Below are 21,346 nucleotides of genomic sequence, written 5' to 3' on the forward strand. Positions count from 1 at the left end.
TGTTGACCCGGCACCGCGGGAGTCGTTGCGCTCGGGCGGTAGGTGCGGGCTGCGTCTGGCCGCCCGGCCGGGGCTACCGACCGGCGACGTAGACGGTGTTGGCAGCCTCGCCGCCCGTCAGATGGTTGGAGAACCTGACGACATGCGCCCGCACGGCGGGGAACACCTCGGCGAGCGTGGCGGTGAAGTCGTCGTCGGGCGGATCATCCGACCAGAGCGCGAACACGCCACCCGGCCGGAGGTGGGCGGCTAGGCGACGCAGGCCGGCAGGGGTGTAGAACCCGTCGTGGCTCGGGTTCAAGACGTGTCGCGGCGTGTGGTCGATGTCGACCACGATGGCGTGGAAACGTCGACCGGGCGTCTGCGGATCAAGACCGGCCGGGTCGTTCACCAGCGCGAAGAAGTCACCCCGCACCAGACGACAGCGCGGATCCCCGGTGAGCCGTGCGGCCAGGGGCAACACACCCTGCCGATGCCAGGAGATCACCTCGCCCAGCGCCTCGACCACGGTCAGCGTCCGTACCCGCGGGTCGTCCAGGACGGCCCCGGCGGTGTACCCGAGACCGAGACCGCCGACGACAACGTCGAGGTCAGCCTCGTGCAGCTCGGCCAGGGCGAGCCGGGCGAGTTCGACCTCGGCCACCGTGAACAGACTCGACATCAGGTACTCGTCGTCGAGCTTCACCTCGTAGACGTCGACGTCGAGGGCCGGGTCCCGCCGTCGCCGCAGGCTGATCGCGCCGATCGGCGTTTCACGCCAGTCGATCTCCTCGAAGCGACGGCTCATCGGCGGTCTGCCTTTCTGCCTGCCTTGCGCTCACCGAAATGCGGATGCGGATCATGAGGGTGCCTTCAGTGGCCAGCGCAGTACAGCAATGCTCTTGCTCACCCTCGCCGTTCACTGGGGGTGGGGGCGGACCGGGCCAGTTCTTGGGCGGCCGTCCAGACCAGCAGCGACGACTGTAGCCGGGACCCCCAGCCGACGGGTGTCGCGCGATCACCGAGGCGGGCGCCACACATCGCCGCCGTCATGGTGGCGGTGACACCTCCTGGCCCGTGCGCGAGCAAACCCGCCGCCACGGCCGCGGCCGGCTCGTCCGGATGGGTGAGGAAGATCGCCAGTGCCACGGCGAGCGGGCGGACCGCCGGGTGGTGACGATCGAACCGCTGCGCCAGCCGGTCAGGGTCGAGCCGCTGCCCCGCCAGAGAGACGACGCTCTGCAGCGCGTGGACCGTCTCCGGACGCCGGGCATGACTGGCCAGGATGACACCGAGATCATCCGGCCGGAGCGGATCGCCGGCACAGCCCCGCGTCGCGATTGCCACCGCGACGGCCTGGACGGCGGCGACGTCGGCCTCCATGGCGTCATCATCGGTTACGGCAGCGGTGATCCGGCGGGCCATCGCCTCGATGACGGGCAGCGGAGCGTCGGGGAGCAGACCAACCGGGGCGATCCAGGCCGCTGGCGACCCGGGCACTCCACCGACCTGCGGTGATCGGCCGACGTCGGCGCCGGCCGGTGCTGGTACCACGGCCAACTGTTCGGCCAACCGTCGCCCATCGACCTCCCGCCGATGCTCGGCGAGAGGTCGGGCCAACGTCAGCATTCGGAGGGTGACGGATCCGAACCGCAAGGGGAACCGAATATCACCATCGGCCGCCTTCCGCCCGCCGATGGCCGGCGGCTTTTGGCTCAGGGCGTCGGCACAGGCGGCGAGCAGGAGGGTGCCCCGGATGCGACCCGCACGATCCGGGCCTGTCGTCACCCGATCCGCCGTTCCTCGACCAGCACTCATTCTCACCGAACCTAACTCTTACGTCACGATAGTGATGCGGTCGCCACGCTGGTGGACAACCCCGATGACCACGAATGGGGGCGCGGCTTCTGTCGCCAGGCAGTCGACTCCGCGACTAGCCTAGACTCTAATCTGACGTGAGGGTAATGTCTGTGGGATGAGCCGCCCCGACCATTCGACGGGCCGCGCCCGGCTGCGGATACGCGGTTGCCTGCTCGCAGCGGCCTGCGGGCAGGCGCTGGGCAGCCTGCTCGACGAGGCCGGACCCGCTGGCGACGGCACGTTCGACGACCTCTCCCGCTCCGACGCTCCGCTGCCGTGCACCGACACCACCGCCAGGATGTTGCTCCACGCCCGATACCTCAGCGTCATGACCGGCCAACGACTCGACACGACCGATCTGGTGGCACACCTGCGGCGCATGCGGGAGGCGAGGTTCGGCGACGGCTGCCCTCCCCGCCCGCGGGAGGTGTTGAACACCCTCACCCGCGAGCATCGACGCAATGACGGCAAGGTCACGGAGCGCGGCACCGTCTGCGCGGTCATTCCGGTGGGCCTGTCACCGCTGCCACTGCCCAGGATCGCCGCCCGGGCGCGACTGGTCGCCGCGGTCACCGAAACGGATCCGAGAGCGCAGGAAGCGGCGGTCGGACTGGCCTGCGCGGTGGCACTCGTCCACCAGTCCGGCACATCACGCCCGCTCGATCACAACCGGTTCGTCCACCAACTGGCCCACCTGACCGCCGACGGCGCGTTCGGCGACCGACTCTCGCAGGCGGCCGTCGTCGGCGACCGGACCGCCGCCGACGTACGGGCTCGGCTTGACCTCGACGGCACGGCACAGTCATCGGTTCTCGCCGCCCTGGCCGCCTTCCTTCACCAACCGGACAACCCCGCCGCGGCCATCAGGTACGCCGTGACGCTGACCGGCCCCGCGGCCGAGGTCGCCACGATGGCGGGAGCTCTCACCGCCACACGCACCGGCGGGACGGCGATCCCGGCCCCCTGGCTGCGACGCCTGCGCTGTCGCGAGCTGATCTGCGATATCGGGGACGAACTTGCCGCCGCGACCGGCTCCGCCGTGCCGTTACCGTCGTCGCCGGCCTGAGCGGGATCAGAGCAACTGCCCAGACCTTATTGAACGGCCCCGCGACGCCGGCCCCCTTCCCCCAAGGCCCGGCTTCGCGGGGCCACCACCTCCGATCGAGGGGCAGCGGTCCCGGGCATGCCCACTTGGCGCGCGGGTCGGACGCCACCTCCCATTGCCCTACTCTTCCGTGAAGGTAGAGTGTCGGAATGCGGAGTAGGTGGTGGTGACAGTGGGTTCGTTGAACGTGCGTGCCTCCTGGTCACAGCGGGTCCGTGGGTCGATCATGTTGGCCGCGTGCGCGGACGCACTGGGGGCGCCGTACGAAGGCGCCGTCGACGTGGACGTGGCGGAGGTGCGCCGGCGGTTGGAGACGCCGCCGCACCGGCTGCGGTGGACCGACGACACCGCGCTGATGTTGGTGCTGGCTGACCATCTGACCCGCCGTCAGGGCACGGTTGACCAGGATGAGCTGGCGACGGAGTTCGCTGTGGAGTGGTCACGCGAACCCGATCGCGGGTACGGACGGGCTGCTGGCGGCCAGTTCGCCCGCCTCGTCTCCGGAATCCCGTGGTCGCGGACGTCGACCGAACTGTTCGACGGGAAGGGGTCGTACGGGAACGGCGCGGCGATGCGGGTGGCGCCGGTAGGCCTGGTGCCCGGCCTGGGTCTGTCCTCGGTCGCGGCCCGGGCGCGTCGCGCGGCCGAGGTCACCCACGCCCATCCGTGGGCGCAGGACGGCGCGGTCGCGCAGGCGGTCGCGGTGGCGATCGCCGCCCGGTCGTCGGGACCGGAGCCGGTCGACGCCGACGCCTTCCTCGCCGCCATCGCGGCGCATGTCCAGACGCCGGAGTTCCGCGGCGCGCTCTCCCAGGTGGGTGCGCTCACCCGTAGGGGCGCCGGTCCGCGGCAGGTTGCGGAGACGGTCGGCAACGCGGTCAGCGCGGTGGAGTCCGTGCCGGCGGCGTTGGCGGCTTTTCTGGTGAGCCCGGAGTGGCCGCGGGAGGTGGTGCGGTTCGCCATCTGCATGGGTGGTGACACGGACACCATCGCGGCGATGGCCGCGGCGATCTGCGGTGCTCGTCGGGGTGAGAGCGACGTTCCGGTGCTCTGGGGCCTGCGGGTGGAGTCGTCCGCCCGGATCTGGGCGGTGGGTAGTGCCCTGGCTGGCCTCGACGCCGGGGCCAGGTCTCCGATTGGCCGGACGTGACGTTGAGGGCGCGGTCCGGAGTGCCGGCGTCACATGGCGGGTCGGTACCGGCCATTAGGCTGGCGAGTGTTCGACAGCAGGGTGAGCGGTCCGACATGATCGGACGGTGGGTTGATCAAGGGAGGGATGCGGCGCCATGGCCGGCAACGCGTTGATGCAGATCGGTGAGGTCGCTGAACGGACCGGCCTGAGCCTGCGGACCATCCGCTACTACGAAGAGGTGGACCTGGTCGTCCCGTCGGCACGCAGTCAGGGTGGCTTCCGCCTCTACACCGACGAGGACGTCGACCGGCTCCAGGTGGTCAAGCGGATGAAGCCGCTGGACTTCTCGCTGGACCAGATGCGCGAACTGTTGGAGATCGTCGACCGGCTCGGCAGCGGCGCCCGGCTGCCGAAGGCCGAGCGGACCCGGCTCCTGAGCACGCTGCTCGAATACCGCTCCGCCGTGCAGGCGCGCTGTGAGACGCTGCGCAGGCAGTTGGACATTGCCGAGGAGTTCGCCGCCACGCTCGGCCAGCACATCGACGAGTTGGAAGGCGCGGGCCAGCCCGCCGCCACCACGACGCACTGACCTCCCGGGCGACAACTCATCTCTCACGTTAGGGTTGTGTCGTTGTGCCACGAGCGTCGTGGCCGGACAGCGAGCTGAGGAGTCGTCCGTGTCCAGTGCCGTGTCCCCTGCGGCGTCGGAGGTGCTCCGACAGGCCGCACGGCGGCGGACGTTCGCCGTGATCTCGCACCCCGACGCCGGCAAGTCGACCATCACCGAGGCGCTCGCGCTGCACGCCCGGGCCATCGGTGAGGCGGGCGCCGTACACGGCAAGGCCGGCCGGCGGGGTGTGGTGTCGGACTGGATGGCGATGGAACGCCAGCGCGGCATCTCCATCACCTCCGCCGCCCTGCAGTTCGCCTACCGCGACGTCGTCGTCAACCTGCTCGACACCCCCGGACACGCCGACTTCTCCGAGGACACCTACCGCGTCCTCACCGCCGTCGACTGCGCCGTCATGCTCCTCGACGCCGCCAAGGGCCTGGAGCCGCAGACCCTCAAGCTGTTCCAGGTCTGCCGCCAACGCCGCATCCCCGTGATCACGTTCATCAACAAGTGGGACCGCCCCGGCCGGGAACCCCTCGCCCTGCTCGACGAGATCGAGAAGGGCACCGGGCTACGCGCCACCCCGGTCACCTGGCCGGTCGGCATCGCCGGCGAATTCCACGCCCTCGTCGACCGCCGCACCGACGGCACGACCGCGTTCCGCCGCGCTCCCGGCGGCGCGACCACCGCCACCGAGGAACACCTGACCGCTACTCAGGCCGCCGCCCGCTACGGTGAGGACTGGCGCCGGGCCGTGGAGGAACTCGAACTGCTCGCCCTCACCGGCGCCGACCACGACCAGCAGCAGTTCCTCGCCGCGACCACCACACCGGTGATGTTCGGCGCCGCGGTCGCCAACATCGGCGTACGGCAACTGCTCGACATCCTGGTCGATCAGGCCCCCGCCCCGCAGGCCCGCCCCGACACCGACGGTGGGCAGCGCGAGATCGCCGCACCGTTCTCCGGTTTCGTCTTCAAGATCCAGGCGAACATGGACCCGGCGCACCGGGACCAGATCGCCTTCGTCCGGGTCTGCTCCGGCCACTTCACCCGCGGCATGACCCTCACCCACGCCACCACCGGCCGCCCGTTCGCCACCAAGTACGCCCAGCAGATGTTCGGCCAGAGCCGGGAAACCATCGACGACGCCTACCCCGGCGACGTCATCGGCCTGGTCAACGCGACCGCACTCGGCATCGGTGACACCCTCTACGAGGAACAAGCGGTCCGGTTTCCGCCGCTACCGGCGTTCGCACCGGAGCACTTCGCCGTACTCCGCGCGAGGGACGCCTCGAAGTTCAAACGCTTCCGCCGCGGGGTGGAGCAACTCGACGCCGAAGGCGTCGTCCAGGTACTGCGCTCCGACCGGCGCGGCGACCAGTCGCCCGTCCTCGCAGCCGTCGGGCCGATGCAGTTCGAGGTCGCCACCCAACGCCTGCAGACCGAGTTCGCCGTCCCCACCGCCCTTGAGCCACTCCCGTACGAAATCGCCCGGCGCACCGACCGCGACGGCGAGGAACGGCTACGAACCGCCGCCGGCGTCGAGGTGCTCACCCGGGCCCGCGACGGAGCCCTCCTCGCCCTGTTCCCCAACCCATGGCGGATGCGCGCGATCGCCAACCAACATCCGGACGTCACCCTCGAACCGCTGCTCGCCGACTCCTGACCCGCAGCCACGACCGGAACGTCAGGGCAGCGGACCCGGCCGGCGGTCCTGGATACGGCGCAATTCGCTGGCGGGCCGCTGCTGACGCGGCGGCTGAACACCGAGCTGAGCACGGGCACGCTCGACGTGATCAAGCCGCAGAGTCACCCCGGCCGGCGCCGCAGCGCGGCTGTGGACTTCGCCCAGCGCGGCCGATCCCACCGTCCAGGCCGCCATCAGGCCGCCTCGTCCGGATCGCCGCCCCGGACGAGTGCGTCACCTGGGACGACTTGCTACGTATTACCGCGTCGGTAAAGGGCGGGCACGTCACCGCTGCCTTGGTGGTCGGGAAGCTATGCTCGAGCAAACGGCAGCAGAACGCGCTGACCAGCGCGATCAAGGAGTACGGGGCATCGCGCCACACGTTGTACGCCACCCGATACCTCGCCGACGAAAACGTACCAGCGCCGCATCGCCCGTCAGCTCAACAAGGGCGAGAACCTGCGGCCCTGCGCCGCACCCTCGCCTACACCAGCGAAGGCGCCCTGCGGCGCCGGCATCACGAGCAGCAGTCCGAGCAGATGTGGTGCCTGACCCTGGCCACCAACGCCATCGTCTGCTGGTCGACGGAGTACCACGGCCTGGCCGTGGGAGCGCTGCGCCGTGACGACCGCGACGTCGATGATGGACTACTGGCCCACATCTGGCCGACCCACCACCAGAACGTGCACTTCTACGGCACCCACTCCGTCGACATCGACGCCGAACTCGCCCAGTTGGATGCCGGCTGCTACCGGCCGCTGCGCCTCTCAGTGCCCTTCTTGCCGCAATAACCCAATCGTCGTTGTTCCTGCTCCCTCCGACGGTATCCAGAGAAGCACACGCCGCGCTGACGTATGGGCTCTGCGTTCAGCGAGGGCTGTTACTGCGACTCGCGTCGGCGGGCAGCACGGTTGGTCACCGGCGGCATGCTTGAGGTGCCGGGCGTATCCGGTTACCATCATCGCGATGTGTCATCGCGTCTGGCCGCAACGACGTTGTGGTGATGGAGGTGACACAACGTCAAGGAAGAGTTATGCCCGCGTCACTGCACCACATGATCATCCCGGTGTCTGATCGCGACGCCGCCGCCCGATACTTCGTGGACCTGCTCGATCTGCGCGAGCCCTGGGAGAACGGCTTCTTCCAGTCGGTACAACTCGATGATTTGGTTGTCATCAACTTCGCGGCCCCGCCGGTCGAGGTGCAGCCCCAGCACTACGCCTTCCTAGTATCCGACGGGCTCTTCAACCGAATCAAGTCGCGCTTCGACAGCGAAGGTACGCCTTACACTGCCGACCCGCCCGGTAAACGGCCTTCCGAGGTCGGCGAGGTCAATCGTGACGGAACCGGCCGACGACTGTATTTTCTCGGCCCGGACGGGCACATGCTTGAAGTGCTGACCGCTCGCTATAACGACGTGCCACAGCGATCTCGCCCACAGCAACTGAGCTAGTAGCCGTACACGAGCCGTTGGGCTAATGCGGCGTCTCGTGCAAGCCGCGTTCTTGTAAACAGCCAAGGTCGACCCCGCCAGCACGAGATGCCGGGGTGGGGCTGGCTCCTCTGCAGCGGCTTCAACCAACTCACATTTGGCCGTCTTGAACAGTTGCCGGGGCGAGGCGGGCGCTGTTCCACATCTTTGGATGTGGAACAGCGCCCGCTAGGCCGGTTATTGAGCCCGAAACAGACCCGGGTCTGCACGACCTCGTCTTGGCCGGCCCTCCGCGAGACACGATGGGTCGGCACCTTGATTCCTTCCCGCTCTCGCCACCTGCGTTCACTCGCAGGAACTCTACCCTTCCGTGAGTGTTGTTATAGTGGATGGGTCGACTGACATGAGGTGCCACCGGCGTGCAGGACAACCGAGCGAGGCCATCGATCGGCCACCCCCTACGGGCCCGACTTGCACCCCAGCCGGTCGCGGCCCGTCCACCCCGGACCACAGAGGGAGACGCATGAACGGCTACCTGGTCTGGCTCACCGACGGCACCCTGCTCGCCATCACCGCCGACCGCTGCCGCCTCGACCGCCGCACCATCACCTTCGAGAAACGCACACCCAGCGACGGCGACACCAGCCCCGAGGACCCGTGGCGGACGACATCGGTACTGCGCTGGGACGACATCCACCGGGTCGAGAAGGTGCTCCCGGGGCAGGCAGAGAAGGCGGGCGCCCCGAGCGGCCACGCATCAGCGACACCACCAGAAGCGGTTTCGGGCAGCGGATAGGGCTCACTCGACCACGCCGAGGCCACGCCTCGGCCAAAGGCGCCCGAGGCCCCGGATTCCCGGCCCGGCGTTGCGGGTCGCAAGCGCTGCCCGGCCGACCCACCGGGGGGCAGGTGCTACATCCCGATTCGATCCACGGGAGAACGCACGAGCATTTCGGCGCCCGCGCCGAACCGTTGCTCCCGTGCCGGGCGCCGCCTCGCCGTCCCCTGCGGACGGCGAGGCCGAGGCAGCCGATGGAAATCTACTCCAACGTTAGGGTATGGTACGACGGCGTCGATCGGTGACGACCGACGTGGGGCACCTCGTGGGGCTGGGACCGTCCTACCCCCGGCTCCACGGGGGCAACCCTCACGCGCGTGCCCGCCGACCTGTAGGCGGCGACGCCGGCGAACGTTCGCGGAGGAACTGGTTGCCGCTGCGGCCAGCCGTCAGACTCCCGTCACAGCCTCCGCCTCCCCCAGATGCTCGCCTCGGTCATGTCGCCGTCAGCTTGCCGGACGACGACGGTCGCACGGGAGGCGGCGAGCGGTGCAGCAGGGTGGACGAGCTCGGCCAGTTGACCGCCGACGCTCCACACCCGCAGCGACGCTCGGAGCCGGGTTCCCCAGCCGTACCCGACCTGATCGTCACCCAGGCGAGCGCCCGCCAGAGCGGCGGCCATGACTGCGGCGCCGCGGCCGGCCCGAGACCACGTCAGGGCCTCGCGTAAGAGGGAGCCCGGGTCGTCTGGATGTGTCAGGAACGCGTGCAGCGCCCCCACGTACGCGACTACCGACGGATGACCCGTCGACAGCTGTCCAAGGACCTCCGCGCGGGTGGAGCGACTGCCGGTCAGCGCGACGACGAGTTGCAGCGCGTCGTGCAGGAGCGGGCTCCTGGCGTGGGCGCTGACCGTCGCGATGAGGTCCGCGGCGTCGAGGACCTGCCCACGGGGACGACCGGCCACCGCGGCGACGGCAACGGCTTGGAGGGCCGCGATCTCCTGGCTCAACTCCGGAACGCCGATGCCGGCGGCGACCGCACGGGCACGGGCCGCGACGGCGTCCAGGGGTAGGCCGGGCAACAGCCCGACCGGGCAGATCCACAGCGCGGGTTCGCTCGGGTACGTACCTGCATCCCACGCGGCAGGGACAACTGCCGCGCCGTCGGCGGGTGGATCAGGAGCCGATTCGCGAACCAGTCGGCAGGCCAGCAGCAGCATCTGTCCGGTCACGTGGCCGAACTGCAGGTCCCGATCTGGTACCGGCGCGGTGAGGCGGTCGATGGTACCTTCGTCGGCCCCCGGGCGGGTGGCCAGCTCAAGGGTGACGGCGTCGGCGTAAGCGGCCGCGAGCAGGGTGCCGCGTACCCGGTGCTCCCAGTCACGAGCTGGAGACCGATCGCTGGACGTGTTCACTGCCCACTGTCCGGGAAGGGTCTCGGCGTGGACCCGGACGCGGGGCGACCGGGCGTTCGCGTCAGGTCGGATGGCCTACCCATGCCCCGGTAGGTCCAGCCGGCGCTGATCCACAATTCGGCATCCAGGCAGTTCTGTCCGTCGATGACTCGGCGGCGGGCGACGAGTTCGCCGAGCGCGCGGGGATCGGCGTCGCGGAACTCGGCCCACTCGGTCAACACGCAGACGAGATCCGCCCGGGCCACCACGCTGGTCAGCGACGTGTCGTACGCCAGCTGTGGCTGGGCGCGGTGGGCGTTGTCGATGCCCTTCGGGTCGTAGACGTGCACGTCCGCGCCCGCTTTGTGCAGCATGGCGGCGACCGCCAGGGACGGGGCGTCGCGTACGTCGTCAGAGTTGGGCTTGAAGGTGGCGCCGAGCACCGCGATACGCGTGCCGGACAGGTCCGGTCCGGCGGGGCCCACCCGGCGGTCAAGTAGGTTCGCGGCGAGCTGGAGCACCCGGGTACGGCGGCGTAGGTTGATCAGATCGACCTCGTGCAGGAAGCGGAGCGCTTCCCCGGCTCCCAGCTCCTGTGCGCGTGCCTGGAATGCCCGGATGTCCCTGGGCAGGCATCGGCCGCCGAACCCGATCCCGGCCTGCAGGAACTGGTCGCCGATCCGTGGATCGTAGCCGATCGCGCGCGCCAGCAGGGCAACGTCACCCCCGGTGGTCTCACACACCTCTGCCATGGCGTTGATGAACGAGATCTTCGTGGCCAGGAAGGCATTCGCGGCGGCCTTCACGAGTTCGGCGGTGGCGAAGTCGGTCACCACCATCGGCACTTCACGTTTCTCGGCGGCCGCGAGGTCGAACACCCCCTTGTGAGCCGCGTGCAGCATCGCGCTGGCCCACTCGCTGCGCACGCCGACCACAACGCGGTCCGGCCGTAGCACGTCCTCAACCGCGAAGCCTTCCTGCAAAAACTCCGGGCTCCACGCCACCTCGATGCCCAGCTCCGGGTCGGCGTACCGGCCCACCAGCTGCTCTACCCACTCCGCCGTGCCCACCGGCACCGTCGACTTACCCACGATCAGCGCCTTGCCGGACAGGTGCTTGGCCAGCCCGATCACCGCCGCCTCGACGTGCGACAAATCCGTCCCCATCCCGCCAGGCCGCTGCGGTGTTCCGACGCAGATGAAGTGCACATCACCGAACCCGGCGGCCTCGGCCATTTCCGTGCCGAACCGCAGCCGGCCCGCAGCCAGGTTCCGGCGCAAGAGCTCCGCCAGCCCTGGCTCGTGGAACGACAGGTCCCCCGCCGACAGCAGCGCGATCCTCTCCACGTCGATGTCGACGCCGAACACCTCGTAGCCCAGCTCTGCGAAGCAGATCGCGTACGTCGCGCCCAGGTATCCGGTGCCCACGAACGTCAGCCGTGGCCGCACCGTCCTCGGTGGCGTCACCACCGCGGCGACATGACCGGACCGCTGGCCAGCGGATGAGAAAGCACTCACAGTTTCCGCCCTTCACGAATGGCACCGGCCAGCACCGGCAACCGCCGAGACCCGGCGGGTCCCGAGCCCCCGTATGGGGCAGCCTGGGCCACTCGCGGCCGGCGAGCGAGGAGTGGCGGCCCGTCTCATCCACCTGTGTCACCGCACCGGGCCGTGACATACGACGTTGAATGGGCAACCCGAAGGAATCGGACAGGGCCGGCAGCGCAAGAACCCCCCAGACTCTAACCTTACGTTAGAGTGGAGATGAAGTCACCTCACCCGTTCCCGCTTCTATCCCAGGCTCGCCTTCTCAATCTGCCGTCGGGGAAGTTCCGCTCCATGGGCGCCGCAGGGGCCGATCTACAGCAGTCTTCCTGGTGCCTCACGTGGCGGTCATGGTTCCCGTCGCGAGCAGTGCCAGTATCGTCCCGCCGAGTACCAGCCGGTAGGCGATGAAGAGCGAGAAGCTGTGCCGCGCGACGAAGCGCAGCAGCCACGCCACCGCCACGTAGGCCACCGCGAAACTGACCAACGTGGCGACGATCGTCGCCGTCCACCCGACGCCCTGCGAAATCTGGTCATGTTTGTCAACGACCTGCAGCAGCGCGGCGGCCGACAGCGCCGGGATCGACAGGAAGAACGACAGCCGGGTGACCGTCACCCGGTCCAGGTCCCGCAGCAGCCCGGCGGACATCGTCGCACCCGATCGTGAGACGCCGGGTATCAACGCCAGGCACTGGGCCGTCCCGATCAACACCGTGTCGCGCCATGTCACCGCCGACTGTCCACGAGACTGGGTGGCCGCCCGGTCGGCGAACCACATCACGGCACTCCAGATCACCAGTGCGCCGCCGACGTACCACAGGCTGCGCAGGGCTGTCTCGATCTGATCCTTGAACAGCAGGCCGACGATCCCGATCGGGACGGAGCCGAGGACCACCGCCCAGCCGAACCGGTAGTCCGGGGCATCGCGACAGCGACGCGACACCAGGCCCCTGATCCAGGCCGTGCCGACCCGCCACAGGTCCCGCCGCAGGAACACCACCGTCGCCAGCACCGCACCCACCTGGATGATCGCGGTGAAGGCCGTGATGTCCGGGTCGCTGGTCGAGTATCCCAGCGCCTTCTCCACGATCGTCAGATGCCCGGTGCTGGACACCGGCAGAAATTCGGTGAAACCCTCGATGGCGCCCAAGAGCACCGCTTCCCAGATCTCCAAGACCCTCACCTTGCCGTACCCACAGGTCCCGCACTGGCATACCGCTACCGCGAAATCCCACCGCGCCGGAACTCCCGCAAGCGCGAGGCCGTCCGCGGACGACGGCGAGCGACGCAGCTACACCGTGACCACCACGGGCACGATCATCGGACGCCGGCGATGTGTCCGATCCACCCACCGGCCGACGGTACGACGGATCTTCTGCTCCAACTCGTGCAGGTCCGTAACGCCGTCACTGGCCGCCTGGATCAGCGCCTCCTCAATCAACCCGCTGACGTCATCGAACGGGCCCACCCCGGCGATCGACCCCCGCGCGTGCACCTCCGGCTGCCCGACCGGCTTGCCGGTGCCGGCCTCCACCACCGCGACCACCGAAATGAACCCCTCCTCGGCCAGGATCCGCCGGTCCTTGAGCGACGACTCCATCTCACCGATCTGGCTACCGTCGACATAGACGTAACCGCACGGAACCCTCCCCGTGATGGCGGCCCGTCCATCGTAGAGATCCACCACCACCCCGTCCTCGGCCACCAGCACCCGCTCCGGCGCCACTCCGACGGCCTGCGCCAACCGCGCGTTCGCGTTGAGATGACGCGCCTCGCCATGCACCGGCATCACATGCCGCGGCTGGAGGACGTTGTAGCAGTACAGCAGCTCCCCGGCGCTGGCGTGCCCGGACACGTGCACGAGAGCGTTACCCCGGTGGACCACCTGCGCACCCAGCCGGGTCAGGCCGTTGATGACCCGGTTGACCGCGTTTTCGTTGCCGGGAATCAGCGAGCTCGCCAGCAGGACGGTGTCGCCCTCGCCGATGGAGATCGCGTGGTCACGATTGGCCATCCGGGACAGCGCGGACATCGGCTCACCCTGCGACCCGGTGCAGATCAGCACCACCTGCTCGGCCGCCAGCGCCTTGGCCTGCCCGGCCTCGATCAGCATCCCGTCGGGCACGGTGAGATACCCCAGCCGGCGAGCGATCTCCATGTTGCGCACCATCGACCGGCCGACCAGAGCCACCACCCGGTTGTGCCGGGCGGCCGCGTCGATGATCTGCTGAATCCGGTGGATGTGGCTGGCGAAGCTGGCCACCACGATCCGGCGCCCCGCACTGGCGAAAACCCGGTCGATGGCCGGAGTGAGTTCCCGCTCGGACAGTGTGAAACCGGGGTTCTCCGCGTTGGTCGAGTCGATCAACAGCAGGTCGACGCCCTCCTCGCCGACCCGAGCAAACCCCCGCAGGTCGGTGATGCGCCGATCCAACGGCAGCTGGTCCATCTTGAAATCGCCCGTGTGCAACACCAAACCGGCACCGGTACGTACCCCGACCGCCAAGCCGTCCGGTATCGAGTGGTTGACCGCGAAGAACTCGCAGTCGAAGGAGCCCAGTACGACCCGGTCGCCTTCACGGACCTGCCGGGTCACCGCCACGAGACGGTGCTCGCGCAGCTTCGCCGCGACCAGCGCGAGCGTCAACCGCGACCCGACGACCGGGATACCAGGCCGTTGCCGCAGCAGGTACGGGACCGCGCCGATGTGATCCTCGTGGCCGTGCGTCAGCACTATCGCGTCGACGGCATCGAGCCGGCCCGCCAACCAACTGAAGTCGGGAAGGATGAGATCGACGCCGTGGTGCTGGTCCTCCGGAAAGAGGACGCCACAGTCAATGATGAGCAACCGGCCGTCGTACTCGAAGACCGTCATGTTCCGGCCGATCTCACCCAGCCCACCCAACGCCACGACCCGCAACGCGCCGGCCGGAAGATCCGGTGGCAGCGGCAACTGCGACACAGCGGAAACCACCAAGTCAAACCTCCCCTGACGTCGCTCCGAACCAGGCACACCGCTCAGGCGCCACGCCTCCTGGAAGGACGCGCCGATCGAACCGGCCAGGCAGAGACAGCCCTCCCGCCGCCGCCCCGCGGTGTCAGCGACGAAGCGAACTCCTGCCTCACCCCAACAACGGCAACTCTACCCTCCCGTAAATGTTGAGGTAGTGTTGGCTCGAACGAGGACCAGGAGCTGCTGTCCCGCCGGGCAACCCGGCCGGCAAAGCGACGGAACCCTCCGGTCAGCCAGGGGTGAGCAAGACAACGGGAGACCCGATCACTCCAGCGCCGCGCCGGACAACCGTGCCGATCCATGTCCCGCCGCCTGAGCCACCCCGCGCCGCCGGACTTCCTGCCCGGCGTCGCGGGTCACGTTCCGCCCGGCCTGCCGCGTCTGCGCGCACGGCCGCGAGCGACAACCGCGAAACCAGGCCGCAACTCGCACCTCTGGGTACGCGTGGCGATGCCGGTCGGCGACGACTTCCACCCTCCCCGGAGCTCGGCCCTCCACCGGCGGTGTGGACGTGAGTCCCACCACTGTCAATCCAGGTCACCGCATTGTTGGCCGCGGTCTCGGCTTGGATGAACAGCCGGAAGCACAGCCGTCGACCTTCGAACCGACCCACCGAAAGCTCCGCGCGCCGACGACAGCGCGGCGAGGGCACACCCCGCGACCGACGACCGACAGGCTGCGCGGCCGCTCCCGCCCGCGGCGGCGGAGAGGACGTACGTGACCAGCAGCAGGACCGGGACCGGACAGCAGGTCGCGTCGCACCCGGCGATGGGTGGCGTCTCCGCCGGCAGGGTCGTGCCGCTGGCCGCCCTGGCGCTGGTCATGACCGGGCCCGGCCAGACCGCCACCATCTCCGCCTTCGTCGAACCGGTCAGCCACGACCTGCACCTCGGCGCCTCCCTGACCTCCACCGCGTACCTGATCGGCACCCTCGCCGGCGCGGTCAGCATGCCCTGGTGGGGCCGACTTCTCGACCGCTACGGGACCCGCCGGCTCATCCTCGTCCTCGGCGTCGTCTTCGGCGCCGCTCTACTGGGTGCCTCCACCGTGACGGACATCCTCGGGCTGACCGCCGCGTTCACCGGGCTGCGCATGTTCGGCCAGGGCGCCCTGAGTCTCGCCGCGACCACCACCGTCGCCCTCTACGTCACCCACCGCCGCGGTCTCGCCCTCGGCATCGTCTCCGCGGCCGGCGCCACCGGCATATCCCTGGCACCGCTCCTGGTACAGCACCTCATCGCCGCCCACGGCTGGCGACACGTCTGGATGCTGGAAGCCCTCGCCGTCTGGGCAATCGTCATCCCGGTCGCGCTGCTGCTCCCCCGCCACCGCAAGGCCACGGAACCCCACGCGGCACGCCGGCACGACACCGACAGCACCCCGCCACCCGGGCTCACCCTCCGCCAGGCCACCCGCACGCCGCTGTTCTGGGCCGTGGCCGCCGGCGTATGCAGCACCGCCATGCTCGCCACCGCACTCAACTTCCACCAGATCGCCCTCCTCGGCGAACGCGGCTTCACCCCCACCCAGGCCGCCGCCAACTTCCTGCCCCAGACCATCGCCGGACTCCTGGTCACCCCACTGGCCGGCAGCCTCGTCGACCGACTCCCACCACGGGTCATGATCGCCTCATCCATGACGCTGCTTATCCTCGCCCTGATCGGCGCCCGGCTCGTCACCCCGGGACTGGCCGGCCTCGCCTACGGCTTCGCCATCGGCGCCTCGATGAACAGCATGCACGCCCTCGAAGCAGCCTCCTTTCCCCGCTACTTCGGCCTCGCCCACATCGGCGGCATCCGCGGCTTCGTCCACTCCCTCACCGTCGCCGGCAGCGCCATCGGCCCCCTACTGCTGTCCCTGCTCCGCGACACCACCGGCAGCTACGGCACCGCCGCCCTCCTCGTCATCACCATTCCCACCGCCACCATCGCCTTCGGCCTCCTGGTCAAACCACCCCGGATTCACGGCCAGCACCTCGCCACGCCTCCGGTTCCGGACAGCAGCGCCACCGGTCCGTCCACGACGATCCCCTGAATCACGTGTCCGCGGCCAAGGTCACGGCGGATGACCTTGGCTGCCTCGGCCAGGGCGGCCACCGCCTCGCCGAGTTGCGGCGGGGCGGGTTCGCCGTCGCGCAGCAGTGTCACCGTCCGGCGGGCGAGTACCCGGGCGTTACGGATCGAACGCTCGATGTACTCGGCGGCATCGAGGTACTGGCGCAGCGCGTCGTGGGCGAAGTTGTCATCCCGCTCGCGCAGGCCGCGAGCGGCGCCCCGCAGGCCGTCGATCAGCACGCCGAGGGCGGGTTTGGCGACCCGCGACACCACGGTCAGCGGGTTGACCGGCAGCAGCACCGCCATCACCACCAGGGCGACCGCACCGCCGATCAGGGCGTCGACAACCCGGGAGACGTAGATACCTTCGCTGGGCGGGGTGAGGGTGGCGATCAGCACCGCCGAGGCCGCCGATTGACCGACCACGGCGGCCGTGGCCGCCGGCGGCCACGGCCGTCGCCATCGCGAGGGCGACCGCGACACCGGCTCCGGATTGCCGAAGACGCGGCTGGCCAGCACCCAGGACACGGCGGCGGCCACCGCGGTCTGCGCCACCACGGCTGACAGGGCACGCAGCCGCCGCCACCGCTGCCGCACGACCCTCGCCGCGCGGGTCCGCAGCCGCACGCCGCCGTCACGCCCGGACTCCCTCACCGCGGCCTCGCCACGGCTCACACGCTAGGCACTCGCGGGTCACGGAGATGGCCGATCGCCGGAGTTCGCCGGCGTGCGTGCGACCACCAGCCTTCACCTTATCCCTCACGTGAGGATAGGTTTGCCGGTATGGCTCACCTGTGGGTCTCAGCGCCACTCAGCGCCACGATCGGCACTCGTACTCGCACGTTAAGGTAGAGTTGTGGGGGCGTCCGGCGCCGCATCATCGCCGTCCGCATGACGGGTCGACACCGAGCCGGTGGGCATCGCCTGGTGGCCAGTCGCGTGACCGTCGCCATCCGTCGCTATCCGTCGCTATCCGCCCCCACCACCCTGAGGCAGAGCCTTACACACAAGTTCGGACCGGAGATGGCCTTGACAGACGTGCAGACCCGAGATGAAGAGCAAGAGCGTCAGCATCTGGCCGAGACGGTGCATCTGCTGACGACGGAGCTGGAGCGTCTCACCACCGCCATCAACAGCTCCGCCAGCGCCATCCAGGCGCACAAGACACACATGTGGACGCACTGGCGTGACATGGATGCCGCCGAAAAGGTCAACGTCCGCGTCGAGGTGAACACGTCAGTCACCCTGGCCGAATATGCGGTGGTGGCGAAGAAGCGCATCCAGCGGCTGCTGATGTCTCCCTATTTCGGACGCGTCGACTTCCAGGCGAACGGTAAGACAGCGGCGAAGGCCCACTACATCGGCGTACACAACCTCTCCGACCCGAAGACGCAGGATGTCCTGATACACGACTGGCGCGCGCCCGTGTCCAGCCTCTACTACGATTTCGAGTCCGGGGAAGCGTTCTTCGAGGCCCCCCAGGAAACCGCACACGGGGAGATAACAGGAAAGCGTCAGTACAAGATCCGGAATGGGCGCCTTGAATACATGTTCGAAAGCGCGCTGAACATCGGCGACGACGTCCTGCAGCGGGAGCTCAGCCAATCCGCCGACGACAAAATGAAGAACATCGTGGCGACCATCCAGCGGGAACAGAACGCGGTGATTCGCAACGAGACGGCACAGGTGCTGATCCTGCAAGGTGTGGCGGGATCGGGGAAGACGTCGATCGCGCTGCACCGGGTGGCGTTCCTGCTCTACCGCTTCAAGGACACCCTCTCGTCCGACAACGTCATGATCCTCTCCCCGAACAAGGTCTTCGGCGACTACATCGCCAACGTGCTTCCCGAGTTGGGCGAAGAGCAGATCGCGGAGATCGACTTCAACACGGTCGCTGACAAGTTCCTCGCCAAGGTCACCGACTACGAGAAGTTCAGCGAGCAGGTGGCCAGCCTGCTCGACCACGTCGACGAGGCGGCGACGGAGCGCATGCGCTACAAGGCGACGCCAGAGTTCGTCACCTGCCTCGACGCGTGGATCACCTCGCGCGCCGACGAGGAATTCGCACCCCGCGAGATCGAACAGAAGAGAAAACGGCTCTCCGCCGAGTGGGTCGCGGCGACCTTCGAAGAGTCACCAACGCTTCCGATCTTCACCCGGCTTGACCTGGTGGCCAACACGGCTGTGCACCTACTCAAGCAACAGGCTCTGGACAGCGGCGCCAAATGGACCGCCGCCGACACCAACGGTGTCCGGGGGCAGGTCCGGGCCATGTTCCCCTACAGAAACGCACTGGCCATGTACAAGGCGTTCTACTCCGACCCTTCCCGCCGCGGCCTGTTCACGCCACTGGGCCGGAACAAGATCGAGTACGCGGACGTCTTCCCGTTGATCTACACCATGATCAGAACGGCTCGCCAGGAGAACTACGGCCGAATCCGCCACCTTCTGATCGACGAGATGCAGGACTACACCCCCGTCCAGTACGCCGTGGTGCGCGAGTTGTTCTCCTGCAAGATGACGATCCTGGGAGACTCCAACCAGTCAGTCAACCCGTTCAGCTCCTCGTCACCGTCGACGATCCAGCGCATCTTCCCCGAGGCCGACTGCCTGGAGCTGCGGAAAAGCTATCGCTCCACGACCGAGATCACAGACTTCGCCCAGCAGATCTCCAGGAACGACAAGATCATCCCGATCGAGCGCCACGGACGGCCGCCGCAGGTCGTCGCCTGCGCGGACCAGGAGGACCAGCAGGCACAGATACTGGCGCTCATCGAACAGCACAGGAACAGCGAACACCGGTCCCTCGGCGTCATCTGCAAGACCACCGCTCAGGCGGAGACCCTCCACCGCGCCCTGTCGGAGGCCGGCGTCGAGCTGACGTTCCTCGACTACGACAGCACGGAATTCGCCGCCGGCATCGTCATCACCTCGGCGCACATCTCCAAGGGACTGGAATTCGACACCGTCATCGTCCCCCACGTCAACGACACGAACTACACCAACGAGATGGACCGGTCCATGCTCTACATCGCCTGCACCAGGGCCATGCACGAGCTTCACCTGACCCACGTGGGGCCCGTCTCACGCTTCCTGGACTTCGCCGACGGGCACCGGAGCGGTTCCGGCGCCATCGACGCCGAGACCGCGGAGATCCGTGATCAGGCGACGGGCGCCCGCGTGGGCTGACCCGACTTTCGGGTGCCCGGGTATCTGCGCATTGCCGCAGGGTGTCGGGAGAGCTTCGCTCCAGGATGAAGGGATGCACCTGCTGTCGTTGAGGGGCAACCCGGTCCAGTGCCGGTAACCGAACCCCCGCCGCAGTAGCGGCGGGCGGCCTGATTTCTACCGGAACGCGGATGGCCGACGTCGGGCTGGCCGCCTGTCGCGGGCCGCGCGTTGAAAACTGTGAGGCCCGTGACCACCGCCCTGCCCTCGACGGCCGCGCCGACGCCCACCGGCGATTTTCACGGCAGGCGGATCGTCGGCTACGCCGCCGTCGCGCTGGCGATGACCGCCCCCGGCCAGACCCTGGCGGTGTCGGCGTTCGTCGACCCGCTCATCGCCGACCTGGGAATCAGCCGCTCGGCGATCTCCACCGCCTACCTCATCGGCACCCTGACCGGCGCGGCGGCCCTACCGGCAATCGGGCGCTTGATAGACCGCCACGGAGTGCGCCGCTGCATGCTGGTCATCGGCGCGGTCTTCGGCGCCGTGCTGGTGGCGCTGGCGACAGTGTCAGAGATCGTCGGTCTCACCGCCGGGTTCGTCGGCATCCGGATGGCCGGACAGGGCGCCCTCAGCCTGGCCGCGACCACCGTCACCGCACACTGGTTCCGGCGCCGGCGAGGTTTCGCGCTGGGCATCGTCTCCGCGGTCGGCGCGGCCGGGATCTCCCTTGCTCCGCTGCTGCTGGAGCGGCTCATCGCCCACCACGGCTGGCGGACCGCCTGGCTCGTGGAAGGACTGCTCGTGTGGGCGGTCGTCATCCCGATCGCGCTCTTCGGCATCCGCAACCGCCCAGCGGACGTCGGCCAGCAGGTCGACGGCGGCAGCCAAGGTCGCTCCGACAGCTACGTCCGGGCCGACCTCAGCCACCGCCAGGCGCTGCGCACGCCGTACTTCTGGGTGCTGGCCGGCAGCGTCGCCACCTCCGGACTGCTCACCACGGCGGTGGCGTTCCACCAGATCAGCCTGCTCACCGAACGAGGACTCAGCGCTGCCGCCGCGGCGGCGAACTTCCTGCCGCAGACCGTCGCGGGGATCGCGGCGACGCTGCTGATCGGCGCGGTGATCGACCGTGCCAGCCCTCGGGTGGTGCTGCCCGCCGCCATGGCCGGCCTGGCCGTCGCGCTCGTCTGGGCCACCCAGGCCAGGCCGGGCTGGTCGGCACTCGGGTTCGGGGCGGCGATCGGCGCGGCCTCCAGCGCCATCCGCACCGCCGAGTCGGCCCTGACTCCACGGCTGTTCGGGCTCGGACACCTGGGCGCGATCCGCGGAACGATCACCGCGGTCAACGTCGGTTCGACCGCCTTCGGCCCCGTCCTGTTCGCCGTCGGTCACGACATCACCGGCACCTACACCCAGGCCCTGCTGGTCGGCGCGGCCCTTCCCCTGGCCGTCGGCGTCACCGCGCTCCTGGCCCCTCCGCAGAGCTCCGAACGGCGGTCGGGTCGCCGTTGGTCACCTGACCCGATCCCCTGACTGGACCCCCCGACGCACGAATACTCTTACGTTAGGGTAGAGACGGTGT

The 21,346-nt window shown here is 69.0% G+C and carries 16 protein-coding genes and 1 pseudogene; 10 read left to right on the forward strand and 7 right to left on the reverse strand.

The window, feature by feature from the left end:
- Window positions 1–73: 73 nt before the first annotated feature.
- Window positions 74–787: a polyamine aminopropyltransferase gene (locus KIF24_RS24610; RefSeq protein ID WP_221086061.1), complete on the reverse strand. Its 714-nt coding sequence runs from the start codon at window positions 785–787 to the stop codon at window positions 74–76.
- Between the two features lie 98 nt (window positions 788–885).
- Window positions 886–1,599: an ADP-ribosylglycohydrolase family protein gene (locus tag KIF24_RS24615; RefSeq protein WP_221086062.1), complete on the reverse strand. Its 714-nt coding sequence runs from the start codon at window positions 1,597–1,599 to the stop codon at window positions 886–888.
- A gap of 355 nt (window positions 1,600–1,954) precedes the next feature.
- Here KIF24_RS24615 and KIF24_RS24620 point away from each other — a divergent pair, with 355 nt between their 5' ends.
- From KIF24_RS24620 to KIF24_RS24650, 7 genes are all read left to right on the forward strand, one after another.
- Entirely contained in the window at window positions 1,955–2,905 is a 951-nt protein-coding gene (locus KIF24_RS24620; protein ID WP_221086063.1) for an ADP-ribosylglycohydrolase family protein, read from the forward strand.
- A 226-nt stretch (window positions 2,906–3,131) separates the two neighbouring features.
- On the forward strand, window positions 3,132–4,094 hold the full coding sequence (locus KIF24_RS24625; RefSeq protein ID WP_331461397.1) for an ADP-ribosylglycohydrolase family protein: 963 nt from the start codon (window positions 3,132–3,134) through the stop codon (window positions 4,092–4,094).
- 136 nt (window positions 4,095–4,230) lie between these two features.
- A complete protein-coding gene (locus KIF24_RS24630) occupies window positions 4,231–4,665 on the forward strand; it encodes a MerR family transcriptional regulator (protein ID WP_230415870.1) in 435 nt (144 codons plus the stop codon).
- Window positions 4,666–4,753: 88 nt separating this feature from the next.
- Window positions 4,754–6,355, forward strand: a complete 1,602-nt coding sequence (locus KIF24_RS24635; RefSeq protein ID WP_221086065.1) for a peptide chain release factor 3 — start codon at window positions 4,754–4,756, stop codon at window positions 6,353–6,355.
- A complete protein-coding gene (locus KIF24_RS33410; RefSeq protein WP_230415872.1) occupies window positions 6,286–7,167 on the forward strand; it encodes a transposase in 882 nt (293 codons plus the stop codon). Before KIF24_RS24635 ends, KIF24_RS33410 begins: the two co-directional genes overlap by 70 nt.
- 242 nt (window positions 7,168–7,409) lie before the next feature.
- Complete coding sequence (locus KIF24_RS24645; RefSeq protein ID WP_221086067.1) at window positions 7,410–7,829, forward strand: VOC family protein; 420 nt, start codon at window positions 7,410–7,412, stop codon at window positions 7,827–7,829.
- A gap of 502 nt (window positions 7,830–8,331) precedes the next feature.
- A complete protein-coding gene (locus KIF24_RS24650) occupies window positions 8,332–8,604 on the forward strand; it encodes a hypothetical protein (RefSeq protein ID WP_221086068.1) in 273 nt (90 codons plus the stop codon).
- Window positions 8,605–9,046: 442 nt separating this feature from the next.
- On the opposite strand, the gene KIF24_RS24655 is transcribed toward KIF24_RS24650, so the two are convergent.
- The 4 genes and pseudogenes from KIF24_RS24655 to KIF24_RS24670 form a co-directional block, all read right to left on the reverse strand.
- Window positions 9,047–10,003, reverse strand: coding sequence for an ADP-ribosylglycohydrolase family protein (locus KIF24_RS24655; protein ID WP_221086069.1), 957 nt, complete (start codon window positions 10,001–10,003; stop codon window positions 9,047–9,049).
- A 71-nt stretch (window positions 10,004–10,074) separates the two neighbouring features.
- Window positions 10,075–11,418 (reverse strand): annotated as a pseudogene (locus KIF24_RS24660) (UDP-glucose dehydrogenase family protein); the annotation flags it as partial.
- Between the two features lie 445 nt (window positions 11,419–11,863).
- Window positions 11,864–12,700, reverse strand: coding sequence for an undecaprenyl-diphosphate phosphatase (locus KIF24_RS24665; RefSeq protein WP_221086070.1), 837 nt, complete (start codon window positions 12,698–12,700; stop codon window positions 11,864–11,866).
- 117 nt (window positions 12,701–12,817) lie between these two features.
- Window positions 12,818–14,500 (reverse strand): ribonuclease J, encoded by a 1,683-nt coding sequence (locus KIF24_RS24670; RefSeq protein ID WP_221086071.1) that lies wholly within the window; start codon window positions 14,498–14,500, stop codon window positions 12,818–12,820.
- A 756-nt stretch (window positions 14,501–15,256) separates the two neighbouring features.
- Between KIF24_RS24670 and KIF24_RS24675 the strand changes: the two genes are divergently transcribed.
- Entirely contained in the window at window positions 15,257–16,573 is a 1,317-nt protein-coding gene (locus KIF24_RS24675) for an MFS transporter (RefSeq protein WP_221086072.1), read from the forward strand.
- Here the strand turns inward: KIF24_RS24675 and KIF24_RS24680 are convergent.
- Entirely contained in the window at window positions 16,501–17,247 is a 747-nt protein-coding gene (locus KIF24_RS24680) for an aromatic acid exporter family protein (protein ID WP_221086073.1), read from the reverse strand. The two genes, KIF24_RS24675 and KIF24_RS24680, sit on opposite strands and share 73 nt — an antisense overlap.
- A gap of 285 nt (window positions 17,248–17,532) precedes the next feature.
- On the opposite strand from KIF24_RS24680, the gene KIF24_RS24685 reads away from it, so the two are divergent.
- Together KIF24_RS24685 and KIF24_RS24690 are read left to right on the forward strand one after the other, a co-directional pair.
- A complete protein-coding gene (locus KIF24_RS24685; RefSeq protein WP_221086074.1) occupies window positions 17,533–19,782 on the forward strand; it encodes a HelD family protein in 2,250 nt (749 codons plus the stop codon).
- 228 nt (window positions 19,783–20,010) lie between these two features.
- Window positions 20,011–21,297 (forward strand): MFS transporter, encoded by a 1,287-nt coding sequence (locus KIF24_RS24690; RefSeq protein WP_221086075.1) that lies wholly within the window; start codon window positions 20,011–20,013, stop codon window positions 21,295–21,297.
- Window positions 21,298–21,346: the final 49 nt, after the last annotated feature.

Origin of the sequence: Micromonospora tarapacensis (assembly GCF_019697375.1) — a bacterium.
In the GTDB taxonomy this organism is placed as follows: domain Bacteria; phylum Actinomycetota; class Actinomycetes; order Mycobacteriales; family Micromonosporaceae; genus Micromonospora; species Micromonospora tarapacensis.

Coding starts and splice junctions, on each gene's coding strand:
- KIF24_RS24610 (WP_221086061.1), bottom strand. CDS start 787: ATGAGCCGTCGCTTCGAGGAGATCGACTGGCGTGAAACGCCGATCGGC.
- KIF24_RS24620 (WP_221086063.1), top strand. CDS start 1,955: ATGAGCCGCCCCGACCATTCGACGGGCCGCGCCCGGCTGCGGATACGC.
- KIF24_RS24630 (WP_230415870.1), top strand. CDS start 4,231: ATGGCCGGCAACGCGTTGATGCAGATCGGTGAGGTCGCTGAACGGACC.
- KIF24_RS33410 (WP_230415872.1), top strand. CDS start 6,286: ATGGCGGATGCGCGCGATCGCCAACCAACATCCGGACGTCACCCTCGA.
- KIF24_RS24645 (WP_221086067.1), top strand. CDS start 7,410: ATGCCCGCGTCACTGCACCACATGATCATCCCGGTGTCTGATCGCGAC.
- KIF24_RS24650 (WP_221086068.1), top strand. CDS start 8,332: ATGAACGGCTACCTGGTCTGGCTCACCGACGGCACCCTGCTCGCCATC.